Origin of the sequence: Hansschlegelia quercus, assembly GCF_004310425.1 — a bacterium.
In the GTDB taxonomy this organism is placed as follows: domain Bacteria; phylum Pseudomonadota; class Alphaproteobacteria; order Rhizobiales; family Methylopilaceae; genus Methylopila; species Methylopila quercus.
In genome coordinates this window covers 1-16,022 of sequence record NZ_SIUB01000009.1, presented here as the reverse complement: position 1 = coordinate 16,022, position 16,022 = coordinate 1, and the positions used below count along the sequence as shown (strand labels likewise).

At 65.0% G+C, this 16,022-nt stretch carries 14 protein-coding genes and 1 tRNA gene; 8 read left to right on the top strand and 7 right to left on the bottom strand.

Translation table 11 applies throughout. The features are described 5' to 3' along the window. Positions 1-52: 52 nt before the first annotated feature. From fdhD to EYR15_RS14925, 6 genes are all read right to left on the bottom strand, one after another. Complete coding sequence (fdhD, locus tag EYR15_RS14950) at positions 53-901, bottom strand: formate dehydrogenase accessory sulfurtransferase FdhD (RefSeq protein WP_131004377.1); 849 nt, start codon at positions 899-901, stop codon at positions 53-55. A gap of 138 nt (positions 902-1,039) precedes the next feature. Beyond that, on the bottom strand, positions 1,040-3,880 hold the full coding sequence (gene fdhF / locus EYR15_RS14945; protein ID WP_131004376.1) for a formate dehydrogenase subunit alpha: 2,841 nt from the start codon (positions 3,878-3,880) through the stop codon (positions 1,040-1,042). A 10-nt stretch (positions 3,881-3,890) separates the two neighbouring features. Then, entirely contained in the window at positions 3,891-5,453 is a 1,563-nt protein-coding gene (locus EYR15_RS14940; protein WP_131004375.1) for a formate dehydrogenase beta subunit, read from the bottom strand. Continuing rightward, on the bottom strand, positions 5,450-5,959 hold the full coding sequence (locus tag EYR15_RS14935; RefSeq protein ID WP_131004374.1) for a formate dehydrogenase subunit gamma: 510 nt from the start codon (positions 5,957-5,959) through the stop codon (positions 5,450-5,452). The genes EYR15_RS14940 and EYR15_RS14935 overlap by 4 nt, the downstream gene beginning before the upstream one ends. A gap of 125 nt (positions 5,960-6,084) precedes the next feature. Next, positions 6,085-7,002, bottom strand: a complete 918-nt coding sequence (locus tag EYR15_RS14930) for a LysR family transcriptional regulator (RefSeq protein ID WP_131004373.1) — start codon at positions 7,000-7,002, stop codon at positions 6,085-6,087. A gap of 133 nt (positions 7,003-7,135) precedes the next feature. After that, positions 7,136-7,951 (bottom strand): DUF4394 domain-containing protein, encoded by an 816-nt coding sequence (locus EYR15_RS14925; RefSeq protein ID WP_131004372.1) that lies wholly within the window; start codon positions 7,949-7,951, stop codon positions 7,136-7,138. Positions 7,952-8,133: 182 nt separating this feature from the next. Here EYR15_RS14925 and EYR15_RS14920 point away from each other — a divergent pair, with 182 nt between their 5' ends. The 5 genes from EYR15_RS14920 (at position 8,134) to EYR15_RS14900 (ending at position 11,077) form a co-directional block, all read left to right on the top strand. Further along, positions 8,134-8,688 carry a sigma-70 family RNA polymerase sigma factor gene (locus EYR15_RS14920; RefSeq protein ID WP_131004371.1) on the top strand — a complete coding sequence of 185 codons (555 nt, stop codon included), beginning with the start codon at positions 8,134-8,136 and terminating at the stop codon, positions 8,686-8,688. After that, complete coding sequence (locus EYR15_RS14915) at positions 8,685-9,392, top strand: anti-sigma factor (RefSeq protein ID WP_245498342.1); 708 nt, start codon at positions 8,685-8,687, stop codon at positions 9,390-9,392. The genes EYR15_RS14920 and EYR15_RS14915 overlap by 4 nt, the downstream gene beginning before the upstream one ends. A 68-nt stretch (positions 9,393-9,460) precedes the next feature. Beyond that, entirely contained in the window at positions 9,461-10,171 is a 711-nt protein-coding gene (locus tag EYR15_RS14910) for a glutathione S-transferase family protein (protein WP_131004370.1), read from the top strand. Positions 10,172-10,289: 118 nt separating this feature from the next. Continuing rightward, positions 10,290-10,607 carry an ElaB/YgaM/YqjD family protein gene (locus EYR15_RS14905; RefSeq protein ID WP_131004369.1) on the top strand — a complete coding sequence of 106 codons (318 nt, stop codon included), beginning with the start codon at positions 10,290-10,292 and terminating at the stop codon, positions 10,605-10,607. Then, complete coding sequence (locus EYR15_RS14900) at positions 10,607-11,077, top strand: phage holin family protein (protein WP_131004368.1); 471 nt, start codon at positions 10,607-10,609, stop codon at positions 11,075-11,077. Before EYR15_RS14905 ends, EYR15_RS14900 begins: the two co-directional genes overlap by 1 nt. Positions 11,078-11,129: 52 nt before the next feature. Here EYR15_RS14900 and EYR15_RS14895 read toward each other — a convergent pair whose 3' ends face one another. Next, positions 11,130-11,465 (bottom strand): hypothetical protein, encoded by a 336-nt coding sequence (locus EYR15_RS14895; protein WP_131004367.1) that lies wholly within the window; start codon positions 11,463-11,465, stop codon positions 11,130-11,132. Between the two features lie 474 nt (positions 11,466-11,939). On the opposite strand from EYR15_RS14895, the gene EYR15_RS14890 reads away from it, so the two are divergent. From EYR15_RS14890 to EYR15_RS14880, 3 genes are all read left to right on the top strand, one after another. Beyond that, positions 11,940-12,206 (top strand): SEL1-like repeat protein, encoded by a 267-nt coding sequence (locus EYR15_RS14890; RefSeq protein WP_131004366.1) that lies wholly within the window; start codon positions 11,940-11,942, stop codon positions 12,204-12,206. Positions 12,207-12,271: 65 nt separating this feature from the next. Next, positions 12,272-12,363 (top strand) — tRNA-Ser (locus EYR15_RS14885). A 786-nt stretch (positions 12,364-13,149) separates the two neighbouring features. Next, on the top strand, positions 13,150-15,294 hold the full coding sequence (locus EYR15_RS14880) for a putative bifunctional diguanylate cyclase/phosphodiesterase (RefSeq protein WP_165455516.1): 2,145 nt from the start codon (positions 13,150-13,152) through the stop codon (positions 15,292-15,294). Positions 15,295-16,022: the final 728 nt, after the last annotated feature.

Genomic DNA, 16,022 nt, shown 5'->3' with positions numbered 1-16,022 from the left:
TCCTGGTGTTCGCCCAAGGATTCGACGACTTCCGCGCTGCCCTGTTGTGCGCTCATGGTGCGGTTCCTCCGGCCGCGAGCTTCTCCGGCTCGGCGGCGATAATACGTCGATGGTGAGTGAAGACTTCGAAGCCGTCCGACCGGGCGATGGCGGCGAGCGTGATCCCCGCCTCCTCCGCCATGCGCACGCCGAGCGCGGTCGGCGCGGACACGGCGACAACGAGTCCGACGCCGATCACGGCGGCCTTCTGAATCATCTCGACGGAGACCCGGCTCGTCAGGACGACGAAGCCGTCCTCAGGATTTTCGCCGGCCCTGGCCAGAGCGCCCGCGAGCTTGTCGAGGGCGTTGTGGCGGCCAACATCCTCGCGCGCCGCAACCAGCCCTTGTCTTGGCCGATAGAAGCCAGCGCCATGCACCGCGCGGGTCGCGAAATTCAACGTTTGCGCACGGGAGAGCGCATCAAGCGCCTCGTGAATGTCGGCTGCTGAAAACGTCGCATCTGACGTCACTTGGCAGGCGGGCTTCACAGCTTGCTCAAGGCTGTCGATGCCGCAAATCCCGCAGCCGGTCGGGCCGGCGATGTTGCGGCGCCGGCGGCCGAGCCGTTCCGCTCTGCCCTTGGCGAGCCACATCCGCGCTTCGAGACCAAGACCGTGATCGACGATCTCGAGACTCTCGATCTCGTCCACGGACGCGACCGTTCCCTCGGTGAGGCTGAAGCCTACCGCGAAATCCTCGACGTCGGCCGGGCTCGCCATCATCACGGCTTCCGTTCCGCCGTCATAGACGATGGCGATCGCGGTCTCAGCCGGCGTCGCTCGCTCCGACGTCTCGCGCAGTTCGCCGTCGCGCCAGACGGCGCGGGGCGTGCGGACGATGGCGGGCGGCAGGTCGGTCATGGGATCTTTTTGGCGCTGTCCCGCCCGAGCGTCAGCGGAGAGCAGGGATCGCGCGCCCGAAAGGCGCTTCGTTCTAATGAGATCCCGGACCGGCGCGTGCGCGCGGTCCGGGATGACGTTTTTGGCCTTTTCCGAGGATTACTCCGCCGCTTCCGCCGTGATGCGGCGGCTGAGCTGCGAATGCTCCTCGTACTCCTCCTGCCAGGCGCTCGGCCCGTTGGAGGGCGAGATCTGCACCGCCGTCACCTTGTACTCCGGACAGTTGGTCGCCCAGTCCGAGAAGTCCGTGGTGATGACGTTGGCCTGCGTGTTCGGGTGGTGGAACGTCGTGTAGACGACGCCCGGCGCCACGCGGTCGGTGATCAGCGCGCGAAGGCTGGTCTCGCCGGCCCGGCTTCTGAGCATCACCCAGTCGCCGTCACGAACGCCGCGGTCCTCGGCATCGATCGGGTGGATCTCCAGACGATCCTCCTCATGCCAGCGCGAGTTCTCCGTGCGGCGGGTCTGCGCGCCGACATTGTACTGGCTGAGGATGCGACCCGTGGTGAGCAGCAGCGGGAAGCGCGGGCCGACCTTTTCGTCAGTGCCGACATATTCGGTGATGACAAAGTTGCCCTTGCCGCGGACGAACTCGCCGATATGCATCGTCGGCGTGCCTTCCGGCGCTTCCTCGTTGCACGGCCACTGGATGGAGCCGAGCGTCTCGAGCTTGGCGAAGGAGACGCCGGAGAAGCTCGGCGTCGCGCCGGCGATCTCGTCCATGATCTCCGAGGGATGGTTGTAGTCCATCTCGTAGCCCATGGCCTTGGCGATCATCAGCGTGACCTCCCAATCCGCGTAGCCGTTCTTCGGCGCCATCACCTTGCGGATGCGCTGGATGCGGCGCTCGGCGTTGGTAAAGGTGCCGTCCTTCTCGAGGAAGGAGCAGCCCGGCAGGAAGATGTGGGCGTAGTTCGCCGTCTCGTTCAGGAACAGGTCCTGCACGACGACGCATTCCATCGCCTTCAGGCCGCCGATGACGTGCTTGGCGTCGGGGTCGGACTGCGCGATGTCCTCGCCCTGGACGTAGAGGCCAAGGAAGGTGCCGTCGACGGCCGCGTCGAGCATGTTCGGGATGCGCAGGCCGGGCTCCGGATCGAGCGGCACGCCCCAGAGCTTCTCGAACAGTTCGCGCGTGTCGTCCTGGCTGACGTGGCGGTAGCCCGGGTACTCGTGCGGGAACGAGCCCATGTCGCACGAGCCCTGGACGTTGTTCTGGCCGCGGAGCGGGTTCACGCCGACGCCCTCACGACCGATATTGCCGGTCGCCATGGCGAGGTTCGCGATCGCCATGACGGTCGTCGAACCCTGGCTGTGCTCGGTGACGCCGAGGCCGTAATAGATCGCCGCGTTGCCGCCGGTCGCGTAGAGCCGCGCGGCTTCGCGCACGAGGTTCGCCGGCACGCCGGTGACGAGTTCGGTCGCCTCCGGAGAATGACGCTCCTCGGCGACGAACGCCGCCCAGTCGTTGAAGGTGTCGAGGTAAGCGCGCTCGCGAACGAAGGCGTGATCGACAAGGTCCTCGGTGACGATGACATGGGCGAGCGCCGTCACCAGCGCGACGTTGGTGCCGGGCTTCAGCGGCAGGTGATGATCCGCGCGGATGTGCGGGCTCTTCACCAGATCGATGCGGCGGGGGTCGGCGACGATCAGCCGGGCGCCCTGGCGCAGACGCTTCTTCATGCGGCTGCCGAAGACCGGGTGACCATCGGTCGGGTTCGCGCCGATCACGAAGATCACGTCTGAATAGTCGACGGAGTCGAAGTCCTGTGTGCCGGCCGAGGTGCCGAAGGTGGTCTTCAGGCCATAGCCGGTCGGCGAGTGGCAGACGCGGGCGCAGGTGTCGACGTTGTTGTTGCCGAACCCGGCGCGAACCAGCTTCTGGACGAGGTAGGTCTCTTCGTTCGTGCAGCGCGACGAGGTGATGCCGCCGATCGACGACCGGCCGTGCTTGGCCTGGATCCGCTTGAACTCGGAGGCGGTGTATTCGATCGCCTCCTCCCACGAGACCTCACGCCACGGATCGGTGATCTTGGCGCGGATCATCGGCTTGAGAATGCGGTCGCGGTGCTGGGCGTAGCCATAGGCGAAGCGGCCCTTCACGCAGGAATGGCCGTGGTTCGCCTTGCCGTCCTTGTAGGGGACCATGCGGACGAGCTCGTCGCCGCGCATCTCCGCCTTGAAGGTGCAGCCGACGCCGCAATAGGCGCAAGTGGTGACCTTCGAGTGCTCGGGCGTGCCGATGTCGATGACCGACTTCTCCATCAGCGTCGCCGTCGGACAGGCCTGCACGCAGGCGCCGCACGAGACGCATTCGGAGGTGATGAAGGCCTCGTTCATGCCCGGAGAGACGCGGCTCTCGAAGCCGCGGCCGGAGATCGTCAGCGCGAAGGTGCCCTGCACCTCCTCGCAGGCCCGCACGCAGCGCGAACAGACGATGCACTTCGACGGATCGTAGGTGAAGTACGGGTTCGACTCGTCCTTCTTGGAGACGATGTGGTTGTCGCCCTCGTAGCCGTAGCGGACCTCGCGGAGGCCGACGACGCCGGCCTGCTCCTGCAACTCGCAGTCGCCGTTCGCCGAGCAGGTCAGGCAGTCGAGCGGGTGATCGGAGATGTAGAGCTCCATCACGCCCTTGCGGAGCTGCTTCAGCCGCGGGGTCTGCGTCTTGACGACGATGCCTTCCTGGACCGGCGTGGTGCAGGAGGCCGGCGTGCCGTTGCGGCCTTCGATCTCGATCAGGCACAGGCGGCAGGAGCCGTAGGCCTCGACCGAGTCCGTCGCGCAGAGCTTGGGGATCGCGTTCCCGGCGTCCATCGCGGCCCGCATGATCGACGTGCCTTCGGGCACGGTGATCCTTTCGCCGTCGATGGTCAGCGTGACCATCTTCTCGGCCTTGGAGAGGGGCGTGCCGTAGTCGATCTCGTGGATCAGTGACATGGGTTCTTCCTCACTCCGCAGCTATGGACAGCGGCGAACCGCGTCCGAAGTCTTCGGGGAAATGGGTGAGCGCGCTCATGACGGGATAGGGCGTGAAGCCTCCGAGCGCGCACAGCGAACCGAGCTTCATCGTATGACAAAGGTCCTCGACGATCGCGAGATTACGCTCGCGGTCGACGCCTGCGATGACCTTGTCCAGAGTTTCGACCCCGCGGGTGGAGCCGATGCGGCAGGGCGTGCACTTGCCGCAACTTTCGACGGCGCAGAACTCCATCGCGAAGCGCGCCATCTTCGCCATCTCGGCGGTGTCGTCGAACACGACGATGCCGCCGTGGCCGATCAGGCCGTCACGCTTGGCGAATTCTTCGTAATCGAACGGCGTGTCGAACAGCCCCGTCGGGAAATAAGCCCCGAGCGGACCACCGACCTGAACGGCCTTCACCGGGCGACCCGTGAAGGTGCCGCCGCCGACGTCGTCGACCAACTCGCCGAGCGTTACGCCGAACGCGATCTCGTAAAGCCCGCCATACTTCACGTTGCCGGCGAGCTGGATCGGCATCGTGCCCCGCGAGCGGCCGAAGCCGACATCTGCGTAGGCCTTCGCGCCCTCGGCTAGAATAAAAGGCACGGAGGCGAGCGAGATGACGTTGTTGATCACCGTCGGCCTGCCGAACAGGCCCTTGTGGGCCGGCAGCGGCGGCTTGGCGCGGACAAGTCCGCGACGCCCCTCGAGGCTCTCAAGCAGCGAGGTCTCCTCGCCGCAGACATAGGCGCCGGCGCCCTGCCTGATCTCCATGTCGAAATCATAATCCGAGCCGGCCACCCGCGAGCCGAGATAACCGGCTTTGCGAGCCGCCAGGACCGCCTTGTTCATCGCGGCGATCGCGTGCGGATATTCCGAGCGGCAGTAGACGTAGCCCTTGGTCGCGCCGACGGCGAGACCGGCGATCGTCATGCCCTCGATGAGCTGGAAGGGGTCGCCTTCCATGATCATGCGGTCGGCGAAGGTGCCGCTGTCGCCCTCATCGGCGTTGCAGACGATGTACTTCTGCTGCGGCGGGGTCGCGGCGACCGTGCGCCACTTGATCCCGGTCGGGAAGCCCGCGCCGCCACGACCGCGCAGCCCGGACTGGAAGACCTCCTCGACGGTCGACGGCCCGCCGAGCTCGATCGCGCGCTGCAGGCCCTTGTAGCCGCCATAAGCGAGGTAATCGTCAAGCGAGACAGGGTCGGTCAGGCCGACGCGCTTGAAGGTGAAGCGCTCCTGCTTGGCGAAAAATGGAATTTTCTCGACGTTGCCCAGGCTTAAAGGACCGCCCTGCCCGTCGAGCATTCCGCCGTCGAGCAGCGTCTCGACATCGCTCGGCTTGACCGGGCCATAACCGACGCGACGGCCGAAAGGCGTCACCACCTCGACCAGGGGCTCCAGCCAGAACATGCCACGCGAGCCGTTGCGGACGATCTGAATGTCGAGCCCGCGACGCGCAAAGGCGTCGGCGAAGGCCTTGGCGACCTTGTCGGCGCCGAGCGCGACGGCGCCGGCGTCGCCGGGAACGTAGATGCGGGCGGTCACTGGCGCACCTCGGCGGCGATCTCTTCGATCGCTTCATCGTCGAGCCGGCCCATCAGGCGGCCGTCGACCATGGCGGAGGGCGCGCATGCGCACAGGCCGAGGCAGTAGATCGGCTCGAGCGTCACCTGCCCGTCCGGCCTCGTGTCGCCATAGCCGCAATTCAGCGCTTCGGAAATCTTGGCGGAGGTCGCGTGTCCGCCGGCCGCCTGGCAGGCTTCAGCCACGCAAACCTTCACGACATGCTTGCCCGCCGGCTCATGCCGAAAATCATGATAAAACGTCATCGTCCCGTGCACCTCGGCGCGCGAGAGATTGAGCGCGTCAGCGATCAGCGGGACCGCGTCCTGCGGGACGTAGCCGAAAGCCTCCTGCATCGCGTGCATGATCGGAAGTGCCGGACCTTCCAGAGCAAGGTGGTCCGCGATGATCTCCGTGCCGCGCGCAGGCGTCCAAGCTTCGTAGCGCCCTCGCGCCGCTCCATGTGCGGCAGATTGGCCGATCGTCATAGCGCCGCGTATCCTCCAGACTATATTTTTTCTTATCCTAGACAGTGGGTCTTTCTTACCTCGGTATCAATGCTGGTATACCGTTGGGCGATAGATAAATCCTATCGCCAAGGCTGATTTGCCGATCAGTCGCTCTCACCAAGTCGGACCGTCGGATCGAGCCGCGCCGCGAGCGCTTTTGCCTCCGCCGCCAGCACCTTCGTCGCCGGCGTCATCGGATCGCGATGGGGAACGACCAGCCCGACGGTGTGCACGACTTCCGGATCAACGATCGGGATCGACCGTATGTTCGGCGGCAGACCCATAGTTTCGACGAAAGTCTGAGGCATCACGCTGGCCCAGGCGCCGGTTCGCACATGCGCGAACAGCACCACCGTCGAGTCGGACTGAAGGGTTGGAGCGGGCGCCGCTCCGGAATCGCGGAGCAGACCCTCGACGATCCGTCGGTTCTGCATGTCCGGCGTCAGCAGCGCGAGCGGCAGGCGCCCGACGTCCCGCCACGTCACCTGATCGCGATCGCCGAAGACGCCGTCAGTGGCGGTGAACAGGCGATAGCCCTCACGCCAGATCGGAACCGCGGAGACGCGGCCGAGCGGCTCGTTGTCGAGATAGGTGATGCCGGCGTCGATCTCGAGATTGTCGAGCGCCGCGCCGATCTCGACCGACGTACGGCTGAGGATCGTGAAGCGCACGTCGGGATGCCGCGCGCGATATGGCGTGGTGAGCTGCGCCACCATCGGCAGCGCGGTGGGAATGACGGCGATCCTCAGATGCCCGACGACGCCCCGCTTCAGCGCGTCGATATCCTGGCGCATGGCGCGAGCGTCGCCGACGATGCGGCGCGCCCATTCGAGCGTGCGCTCGCCTTCGGCCGTGAAGCCATGGAAGCGGGAGCCGCGCTCCACGAGCCGAACGCCAAGCGTGTCCTCGAGCTGCTTGACGCCCGCCGAGAGCGTGGGCTGCGTGACGCCGCACGCCTCGGCGGCTCTGCCGAAATGCCGTTCCTGGGCGAGCGCCAGAAGAAAGTCGAGCTTGTCGAGCATGCCTTGGCCGCGCGCTATCCTATTGAGCCTCTAGGGACGGCTCATTAGCAGCTTTGCGCGTGGAATGGGCCCATTCCAGAGGAACCCCGGCTCCGCAGCTCGATAGAACAGCCGCGGAGCTCTGGGACACTGGTCAGGAGGCGGACGGCCACCAAGCGATGTCGATGACGTCAGCAAGACCGGAGATCTCGCCGGTTTTCGTGGTCGCCCCGGTCTTGAGATCGACCGAGTAGAGCGCGCCTGACGTCAGCAGCCAGGCGGCGTTCGAGCCGTCTGCGGCGGCTGCGATCTCGAAGGCCACCGACCCGGATGGCTTCATCCCGATCTTGCCGATGGCCGAGAGCACGCCGTCGTTCGGCGGGGCCTGCTTCACCAGCGCCGGGATCGTGGCGTCGATGTTGAACAGCTCGGTCTTCTCGGCCTTCTTGCCGTTCAGCGAATTGGTGTAGGCGCCGGCGACCACGTTGGGCGTCTCGCCCTTGTGCATGTCGGTCTCGGCATATTTATGCGAGCCATCGACCGTCGCCTTGCCGTCATCGACATTGACGCGAAGGCTCATGCCGCCGTCGGTCATAATGCGCAGGCGGTCGGCCATGGGGTTGAAGTCGACAGTGACCTTGGCGCCCATAGGCAGCTTTTCGGACAATGCGGACTTCTTCGTCGCCGCGCCGGTTCTGGCGTCGATCGTGACGATGTCGCCGCTGGCCGTGACCCCATAGAGCATCCCGTCCATGGGACGCACATCGATGCCGACCAAGTCGGAGGCGCCGGAAACCTCGACCTTGTCGGTCACCTTGAGCGTGCCGGGATCGATCATGTGGAGGGACTTGCCGCCCGCGAGCGCGAGGAGGCTGTCTGCTTTCGCGGAAGCGGCCAAACCGAGAGTGGCGACGCCAAGCGCGCCGGCGGCCGTCAGCGCGCGCAAGGTGGGGCGGGTCGTGGCGTTCATGGCGTTTCTCCTGTCAGAACAAGCGCCGATCCAGCCGACGCGCCGCCATTACCCGGCGGATGCCGATCCGGATGCGCTCAGGCTGATCCCAATTAGTTGATCGCCCTCGGGAGACGGTTGCATCCAATGGAGCCTGGCCGGGGTATGGGATGGTTCGCGCGCCGAAGGACCAAACCGAACCCATGACGCAGCTCCCCGCGGCCGGTCGCGACGACATTGCTGTTGCGCTCGCCTCCTGCGCGCGCGGCGATCGTTCGGCGCTCAAAGTGATCTATGACAGCGAGACCCCCGTCCTGCTGGCCGTCGCCACCCGCATCGTCCGGCGACGCGAGGTCGCCGAGGAAGTGCTTCAAGACGCCTTCGTCCGGATCTGGCGGTCCGCATCGACTTACGACCCGGCGCTTGGCTCCGGGCGGGCCTGGGTGTTCGCGATCGTCCGCAACCGCGCGCTGAACCAGCTCCGCGACGATCGGCACACGCCTGTCGATGATGCCGAACTCGAAAGCTTCGCCGCGCGCGACGCTGAAGCCGCTGCCGCCTACGACCGGCTTGGCGAAACGAGCGCGCTGCGCCGCTGCCTCGAACGGCTCGACCCGACGCGGCGCAACGCCATTCTCCTCGCCTACGTCACAGGGCTCACCCATGGCGAGATCGCCGGGCGGCTCAACGCTCCGCTCGGCACTGTGAAAGCCTGGATCCGCCGCTCGCTCCTCTCGCTGAGGGAGTGCATGTCGTGAGCGAGACCGACGCCGCCGCCGCCGAATACGCCTTTTCGCTTCTGGCGCCTGAAGAACAGCAAGCGATGGAGGCGCGCATGGCGCGGGATCAAGCGCTCGCCGCCGCCGTCGCGGAATGGCGCGTGCGCCTGCTCGAGATCGACGCCGCGGCGGCGCCGCTCGTCCCCTCCCCCGATCTCTGGTCGCGGATCGAGGGCGGACTGGAGCGCGCCGCTTCGCGGGCGGAGGTCCGGAAGACGAAGCCGCTATTGCTGTCGCGCCTTTGGGCGGATCTCGCGACGCTGCGCGGGGCCGCCCTTGCCGGCGCGGCGGCGAGCGCTGCGCTCGCCGTGTGGCTCGGCGTCGCGCTCGAAGCCGGTCGGCAGCGCCCGCAGGTGATCGCGGTGCTGCTGCGCGCCGACAACCAGCCCGGCGCGATTGTCGAAGTGTTCGCGGACGGCTCGGCCTATGTCGCTCCGATCACCGACGTTCAGGCCGCCGCCGACCGCGTCATGCAGGTCTGGACCTTGCCCGATGCTGCGACCGGCCCCGTGTCCCTTGGCCTGCTCGAAGGCGAAGGCGGCGCGCGCCTGGAGCATGCGAACCTGCCTTCGCCCAAGCCAAAGCAGCTTTACGAGATCACTCTCGAACCAACGGGCGGATCGCCCACTGGCAAGCCGACCGGCCCCATCCTCTTCAAAGGCTTCGCGGAACGGCCACGCTGACGCGGGCGCCTTGTCTGCGCGCATGACTCGTTTAGCTTCGGCCTCGCAAGACGAAGCGAGGACGAATAATGGCCGAGGCTCCAAACCAGTCGATCGAGCTCTTCTACTGGCCCACGCCGAACGGCTGGAAAATCACGATCATGCTGGAGGAATGCGGCCTTCCTTATGAAGTCCGCGCGGTGAACATCGGCGCCGGGGACCAGTTCAAGCCCGAATTCCTCGCAATCTCGCCCAACAACAAGATGCCCGCGATCCTCGATCCGGAAGGGCCGGATGGCCCGCCGATCACGATCTTCGAGTCCGGCGCCATCCTGCAGTATCTCGGCCGCAAGACCGGCAAGCTCTACCCTTCAGCGGAACGGGCTCGCATTGAGGTCGACGAGTGGCTGTTCTGGCAGATGGCGGGCTTCGGGCCGATGCTGGGCCAAGTCCATCATTTCAGGAACTATGCGCCGGAAAAGATCCCTTACGCGATCGACCGCTACGTCAACGAGGCGCACCGGCTCTACGGCGTTCTCGACAAGCGGCTCGAGGGCCGTGAGTTCGTCTGCGGCGACTACTCGATCGCGGACATCGCGATCGTCGGCTGGGCGAAACTCTGGGACAAGCAGGGCCAGGATGTGAGCGATTTCCCAAATGTCGCACGCTGGTTGGACGTCATGCTGGCCCGCCCCGCTGTCCAGCGCGGCCTCGCCGTGAAGGCCGAGGGGCCTACCTTAGATTTGGCGAACGACCCGGGGGCGCAGAAAATCCTATTCGGCCAGCGCGCCCGACGCTGACATCATCGGAACGGGCGCCCTCGACAGGGCGTTTGCACGTGCGACTTCCGAGCGAGGGGGAGAGCGACGACCGCTCCCTTCCCGACGCTCTCGACGAGACTTCCAGGAGAAGAACTAGATGTCCGATACCCCTACCGGCGGCGCGGCCGCGCCCGACGCGTCCAACGTCGACACCGACATCGAGATCCTGAAGGGCGACATCGCGCGTCTGACGGATACCGTCTCCACGTTGCTGTCAGACAGCGCGACGGCGGCGCGGGCGGCGGCGCAGCAGGGCGTCGACCGAGCGACGGCCGCCGCCGAGAACGCTAGGGATTACGCGGAGAAGAAGGCCGACGACCTCAGCGCCGCCGTCGAGCAGAACCCGCTGACCTCCGTGCTCATCGCGCTCGGCCTCGGCTACATCATCGGCGTTCTCGGCCGGAGCCGCCACTGATGTGGAAGCTGCTCCTGCATTCAGGAGTGGGCCTTGCGACGTTCGGCGTCGGCCGACGGATCGCGCAGATCAAGCGCACCGTCACCTATCTTGCGATCGCCGGGATCGTCGCTCTGCTTGGCGCGGGGGCGTTGGTCGCGGCGGCGATCATCGCCCTCGTTCCCTATTGGGGGCCGCTTTGGGCGACGGCCGCGGTCGGCGGCGGGCTCCTGCTCGTCGCCATAATCGTCGCCTACATCGGCACGCGGACTCAGCGTCCGGTCAAGCAGCCCACGCCGATTGTCGACCGGGTGCGCGCGGAGCTTGGGGCGGCCGGCTCGGCCATCGCGTCGGCCCGCGCGACACGACCCGCTCCTCAGTCCGCAGCGGTCGTTACGCCGCCGCCTCCGCCCGGCGCCCGCAAGAAACGAGCGATCAACATGGTTCTGATCGCGACGCTCGCCGGCGTCGTTTTGGGCCGGCGTCTCTGAAAACTAAAAAGCCGCCGGCGGATCGCCGGCGGCTTTTTAGTCATCGACGCCCTCAGTTGCGGGTGTCGGTCGCCTGCTTAGGCTTTCCGCCGGTCCCTGTCGCGGATCCGCCGGTCGCGTTCTGGCCTTCCCGCACCTTGTAGTTTTCGTCCTGCGCCGCAGCGTTCGCGCCGCTCCCCCCCGACTGAGTCGGGGCCGGAGAGGTCACCGAGCTGCCGCCGCCGGAGCTCGCCCCCTGTTGATCGCGAACCTTGTAATTCTCCCTCTGCGACGCCGCGTTGTCGCCGTTGCCCGTTGAAGCGGGGGCCTGCGCAAGCGCAGCGACAGGGGCGGCAAGCAAGCCGGCGGCGAAAGCGGCGGCGGCGGTGACGTTCACGAGCTTGGACATATGTTTTTCCTTATGTCTGCCGGTTCCGTCCGCGATATCGAGCCCTAAAAGTACGGCAGGCGCGACAGGAACCTTGCGTTCACATTTAAACGTTCGTCGCGCCGTTTGGTTTGTTCTTCGCTCGCAGAAATTTCGTCCTGACCCGGAACAGGCGCGTGGCCCTTACCGCCGGCGCCCGCCGCACGACGCCAAACAGCCGCCGCTTGGATCAGCCTTCGTGGTTGATGGAACGTATAGGCTGCAGCTCCTTCAGCGCAGCCTCTCGACGCCGCGACGGTTCCTTTTCTAAGACTCTTGAAGTCAACAATTCTCTAAATTCATCTTTCATTTCAATCTTGTTTAAAGCGCATTCATGTAAAGTTTTAAGCGCCTGGTAGAAGGCATGCCCGATACTTCTTCTATCAGCCGGACGAGAAAGTCAGGCGCGGGACAACACGGCGATTACAAGCGCCGCCGAGGACAGGGGATGTAACGATGGCTCGCTTCGACATGTCTTCCATTGAATGCGGCGCGCTCGGCGCGGTGCGTTCTGGGATCGTCTACTTCCAGCTCGGCATGACCTACGCCATCGGCAAGTCGACGCCGATCGACCGCGTCGCCGCGCACAAGTGGTTCAACCTCGCCGCCCGCGAAGGCGTGTCGGAGGCCGTCCGCATGCGCCGTGAATTGTCGCTCGAGATGTCGACCGCCGAGATCGCCGACGCCCAGCGTGCGGCCCGCGAGTGGCTCACCGCGCACTGAACCCACGGAACAATCTCATCCGGCCGTTGACCGCTCGAACGCCCCCGTGTACCCCTCGCCGCAACGGAGACGTGGCCGAGAGGCTGAAGGCACTCGTTTGCTAAATGAGCAGGCCTGGAAACGGGCCTCGAGGGTTCGAATCCCTCCGTCTCCGCCACCCCTTTTTCGCTCCGATCTTTACTGGTTGTTTTTGAAAGATTTGGGCGAGAAGGCTGCGCCCGTTGTTACCCGAAATGTTTCTCAATGATGCCAGCCGTTGTCTCGCACGCGCCACAGTCGCAACCCGCCGCGAGGATGGCTAAAGGACCGACGACCCGCTTGCCCCCCACGGGATCGGGTTGAGCTCGATGCTGGGATGGGCGCTCTCGATTTTAAGCGTCGGGGGCGTTGATCCGGCCGGTCGGCTATTTGATGCGTGGGCCGGAGCACAGCCGCCAGCCTGATCGTCTCCCAGTGGATCGTTGTGTATCCTGCAACATTACTAGGTTCGACGGTCGACTCCGGGGCCTCACCGCCATCAGGTCGACTGTCGATGTGCCGGGCGTGGAGGCGAGTGAGGGTTGGAGCGCGCCTCCGCGCGCCCTCCGCAGCCGGCGAGCGCGACGCACGAGGCAAGAGCAAGCGCTTGAGCGAGCCGCGATGCATCCGAGACAAGGACCCCGATATCTCGACGCCCAGCGGTCGCCGCAGGTCGACCCTTAGTGCGGATGCGCAGTCAGGTTGAGAGTGCGACACCGCCGCCGCAGAGCGCTGAGCACCGCCGATGACGAGGACAGACCCCCTAGCCATGCGAACCGCGGTCCGGCGTTGGCGCCGCGCGCCAACGACTCTGCACCTGAGCGGGAACGCGCCGCGCCATGCGGTACAGCGATTCCGCGAATCTTTAACACTTAGGCTTACCCATGAACCCGGTGCGCTCAAACCGAGCCTGAGGCGATCCTCAATGCTGGCGTCATTATCCATCCGGACCCGTCTGGCGTTCTACCACTCGCTTACGGTTGCGTTGCTCCTTGGAGTTTGCGCGGTCGCGTTACTTGGGGTGGTCTCGCTGAACCGATTGACGGATTCGCTTGACCAGAAATGGGTGGCGGGCACCCGCATGCTTGGCGAGGCCGCGGACCTAATTTCCAAAATCCGCGCCGATGATCTGCAACTAGCTCTCGCGTCGGGCGAGGCAGAGATCGCCGCTGCGCTCGCCAATACTGCCAGGCACGAGCGAGAGCTCGCTGCACAGCGATCCGCTTACGCTGAACTTCCGAAGACGGTTGAAGAAAAAGGATTGTTCGAAGCGTTCGGTCGCCTTGCGGATTCTTGGGAGGCTGAACATCGCGCTTGGAGCGCTCTCCCGGCTGATGCGCGAAAGGCGGCCTCCGCAGCGTTTCAGGGCAAGGCTAGTTCGCTCTATCTGCAGGCGGACCAGGCGATCGTCGCTCTCATAGACGCGAACACGCGAGGCGCTAGCGCTGCGGGCGAGCGCGCTCGAGTGATCGCCGGCAGATCTGCGCTTATTTTCTGGCTGTTCATCGGGGCTGCGCTGGTCCTCGAGGGCACGCTCTTCATGGTAATCCGCAGCCAGATCACGCGGCCCCTTGCCTCTATTACCGAGGCTCTTTCGGCGCTCGCGGGCGGCGATCGCGATGTGGCCATGCCGGAGAGTCGCCGCCATGATGAGATTGGCAAGCTCGCACAGGCATTCGAGGTCTTTCGCGCCGCGGCGTTTACGCTCGAAGATGCGCATAGGGCCGCTGAAGCCTCGCAGCTCCGAGCGCAAGCGCTTGCCCGTCATGACATGTTGACAGGCCTAGCCAACCGCCGCGTGCTTTTTGACGAGTTGAACAAAGCTATCGCGCGGACCGCTGACGGTTCGGCGAGCTTCGCCGTGCTTCTCCTCGACCTCGATCAGTTCAAGCCAGTTAACGACATCTATGGGCACAGCGCCGGAGACATGGTGCTGGTCGAGATCACGACACGCCTGAAAGGCGCTTTACTGACCGACGACACGTTGGCTCGGATCGGCGGCGATGAATTTGTAATCATCCTCGATTTGCAGGGGAACGGTGAAAAGCTTCGCGAGGAGGCGATCCTCCTTGCCGAGCGCATACTGAAAGCGATTTCGGATCCGGTGGTCGTGGGCGAGAGCCAGGTCGAGGTCGGCGTCAGCATTGGCATCGCGCTCTGGCCGGGCGACGGCAATGACGCTGAAACAATTCTGCACGCCGCCGACATGGCTATGTATCGCGCAAAAGCGGCCGGCCGCGGCACCTTCCGGTTCTACGAAGCCGATATGGACGCTGAGCTTCAGGCGCGCACGCGGCTTGAGAGCGCGGTGCGCCAAGCGGTGACCGATGGCGCGATTGAGCCGTACTATCAGCCTCTGATTGAGATCGCCACCGGCCGGGTTATCGGGTTCGAGATTCTGGCGCGCTGGACTGACGTCGAGAACGGACCGATTTCCCCTGACACCTTCATTCCGACAATCGAGCATCTTGGTCTCATGTCTCGATTCACCACGGACATGCTACGGCGCGCCTGCATCGCCGCCAGACGATGGCCCAACCACTTGACCCTCTCGCTCAACGTCTCCCCGTCAGAGCTGAGGGACGCTTTGTTTCCGACTCGCCTGCTGGCTGTTTTGTCAGAGACCGGCTTTTCGCCCCGCCGCCTAGAGATAGAGATCACTGAGAGCGCGCTCTTGGCCGATCTGGACACTGCACGCGACATCCTCCTCACCCTGCGGAGCATCGGGATCAAAGTCGCCTTGGATGACTTCGGCACGGGATATTCGAGCCTCTGCCATTTGCGAGAGTTGAGCTTGGACAGAATCAAGATCGACCGCAGCTTCGTGCAGTCGATGAACGAGGATCCCGAGAGCGCCAAGATCGTTCACGCGATCCTCGGGCTTGCGAAGAGCCTCCATTTGCCGACCACAGCCGAAGGGGTCGAGGACACGGACGTAATGGCTGGCCTGGGCGGCGCCGGCTGTGAGATCGGACAAGGCTATCTCTTTGGGAAGGCAATACCGGCGGATATGGTCATGAACTGGATCGAGGATCAGACCGAGCAGCAAGGCGCAGCAAAGATCGCGTAACAAAGCGCGCCTGGTCTAGACCGACAACTTGCTCGCTCCGCTGGTCGAGTTCCGCGGCCGCACACCGAGTGGCGGGCTCAGGCATCCCGGCTGGAAGGCATGCCGGATGCCACTAATCCAAATCAGCATCGTTCGGGGCTGCGCTCGTAACCTCTTCTCTGCGCCTGGAGAAACGCGGCGCCTCAGGAGAAAATGTGGCAAGTCGGTCAGAATTCGTCGAATATATTGCATCTCTCGCAGATGAACTAAGGGTCATTGCGCAGCGCGAGAGACTCGCGATGATTGGATATCTACTTGCGTTGGTGGTTGCTGAAGCGAACGACGTCCTTTTAGAAAGCGGCGAGGCGCCCGATTCCCAACATTAAAGCAGGAGAACGGCCGCCCCATCTTCCTTGCCGCCCCGCGCGACGATCATAGCGCGTCGTTCGGGAGGGGCCGCTGCAGCGCCTTCGCCTCGCTCCAGTCCGAGCGCGCTTCCACACTCCGATCTCTTCGGGCGTCGCAGGATTAGCGGCATCGCCTTTGGATGGATCGCGCCATGACGGCGTCCGGCTCGTTGTCAGGACACCGTAGAGATCGCACGTCGCTCGCCTTCTGCACACGTCCAGCCGGCTCAGACACCGGCGACAGCTACGACGCCTTATCCCATAAGCGTGCGGTCAGCCGCTTGCGCGTTGCTTTGTCATCGACCGTCATGTTGCTCGACGCCCCGCATTCGTCGATGGCTG

Bases quoted from the DNA above. Each gene is read 5' to 3' on its own strand.
- fdhD (WP_131004377.1), bottom strand. From the start codon at position 901: ATGACCGACCTGCCGCCCGCCATCGTCCGCACGCCCCGCGCCGTCTGG.
- fdhF (WP_131004376.1), bottom strand. From the start codon at position 3,880: ATGTCACTGATCCACGAGATCGACTACGGCACGCCCCTCTCCAAGGCC.
- EYR15_RS14935 (WP_131004374.1), bottom strand. From the start codon at position 5,959: ATGACGATCGGCCAATCTGCCGCACATGGAGCGGCGCGAGGGCGCTAC.
- EYR15_RS14930 (WP_131004373.1), bottom strand. From the start codon at position 7,002: ATGCTCGACAAGCTCGACTTTCTTCTGGCGCTCGCCCAGGAACGGCAT.
- EYR15_RS14925 (WP_131004372.1), bottom strand. From the start codon at position 7,951: ATGAACGCCACGACCCGCCCCACCTTGCGCGCGCTGACGGCCGCCGGC.
- EYR15_RS14920 (WP_131004371.1), top strand. From the start codon at position 8,134: ATGACGCAGCTCCCCGCGGCCGGTCGCGACGACATTGCTGTTGCGCTC.
- EYR15_RS14910 (WP_131004370.1), top strand. From the start codon at position 9,461: ATGGCCGAGGCTCCAAACCAGTCGATCGAGCTCTTCTACTGGCCCACG.
- EYR15_RS14905 (WP_131004369.1), top strand. From the start codon at position 10,290: ATGTCCGATACCCCTACCGGCGGCGCGGCCGCGCCCGACGCGTCCAAC.
- EYR15_RS14900 (WP_131004368.1), top strand. From the start codon at position 10,607: ATGTGGAAGCTGCTCCTGCATTCAGGAGTGGGCCTTGCGACGTTCGGC.
- EYR15_RS14895 (WP_131004367.1), bottom strand. From the start codon at position 11,465: ATGTCCAAGCTCGTGAACGTCACCGCCGCCGCCGCTTTCGCCGCCGGC.
- EYR15_RS14890 (WP_131004366.1), top strand. From the start codon at position 11,940: ATGGCTCGCTTCGACATGTCTTCCATTGAATGCGGCGCGCTCGGCGCG.
- EYR15_RS14880 (WP_165455516.1), top strand. From the start codon at position 13,150: ATGCTGGCGTCATTATCCATCCGGACCCGTCTGGCGTTCTACCACTCG.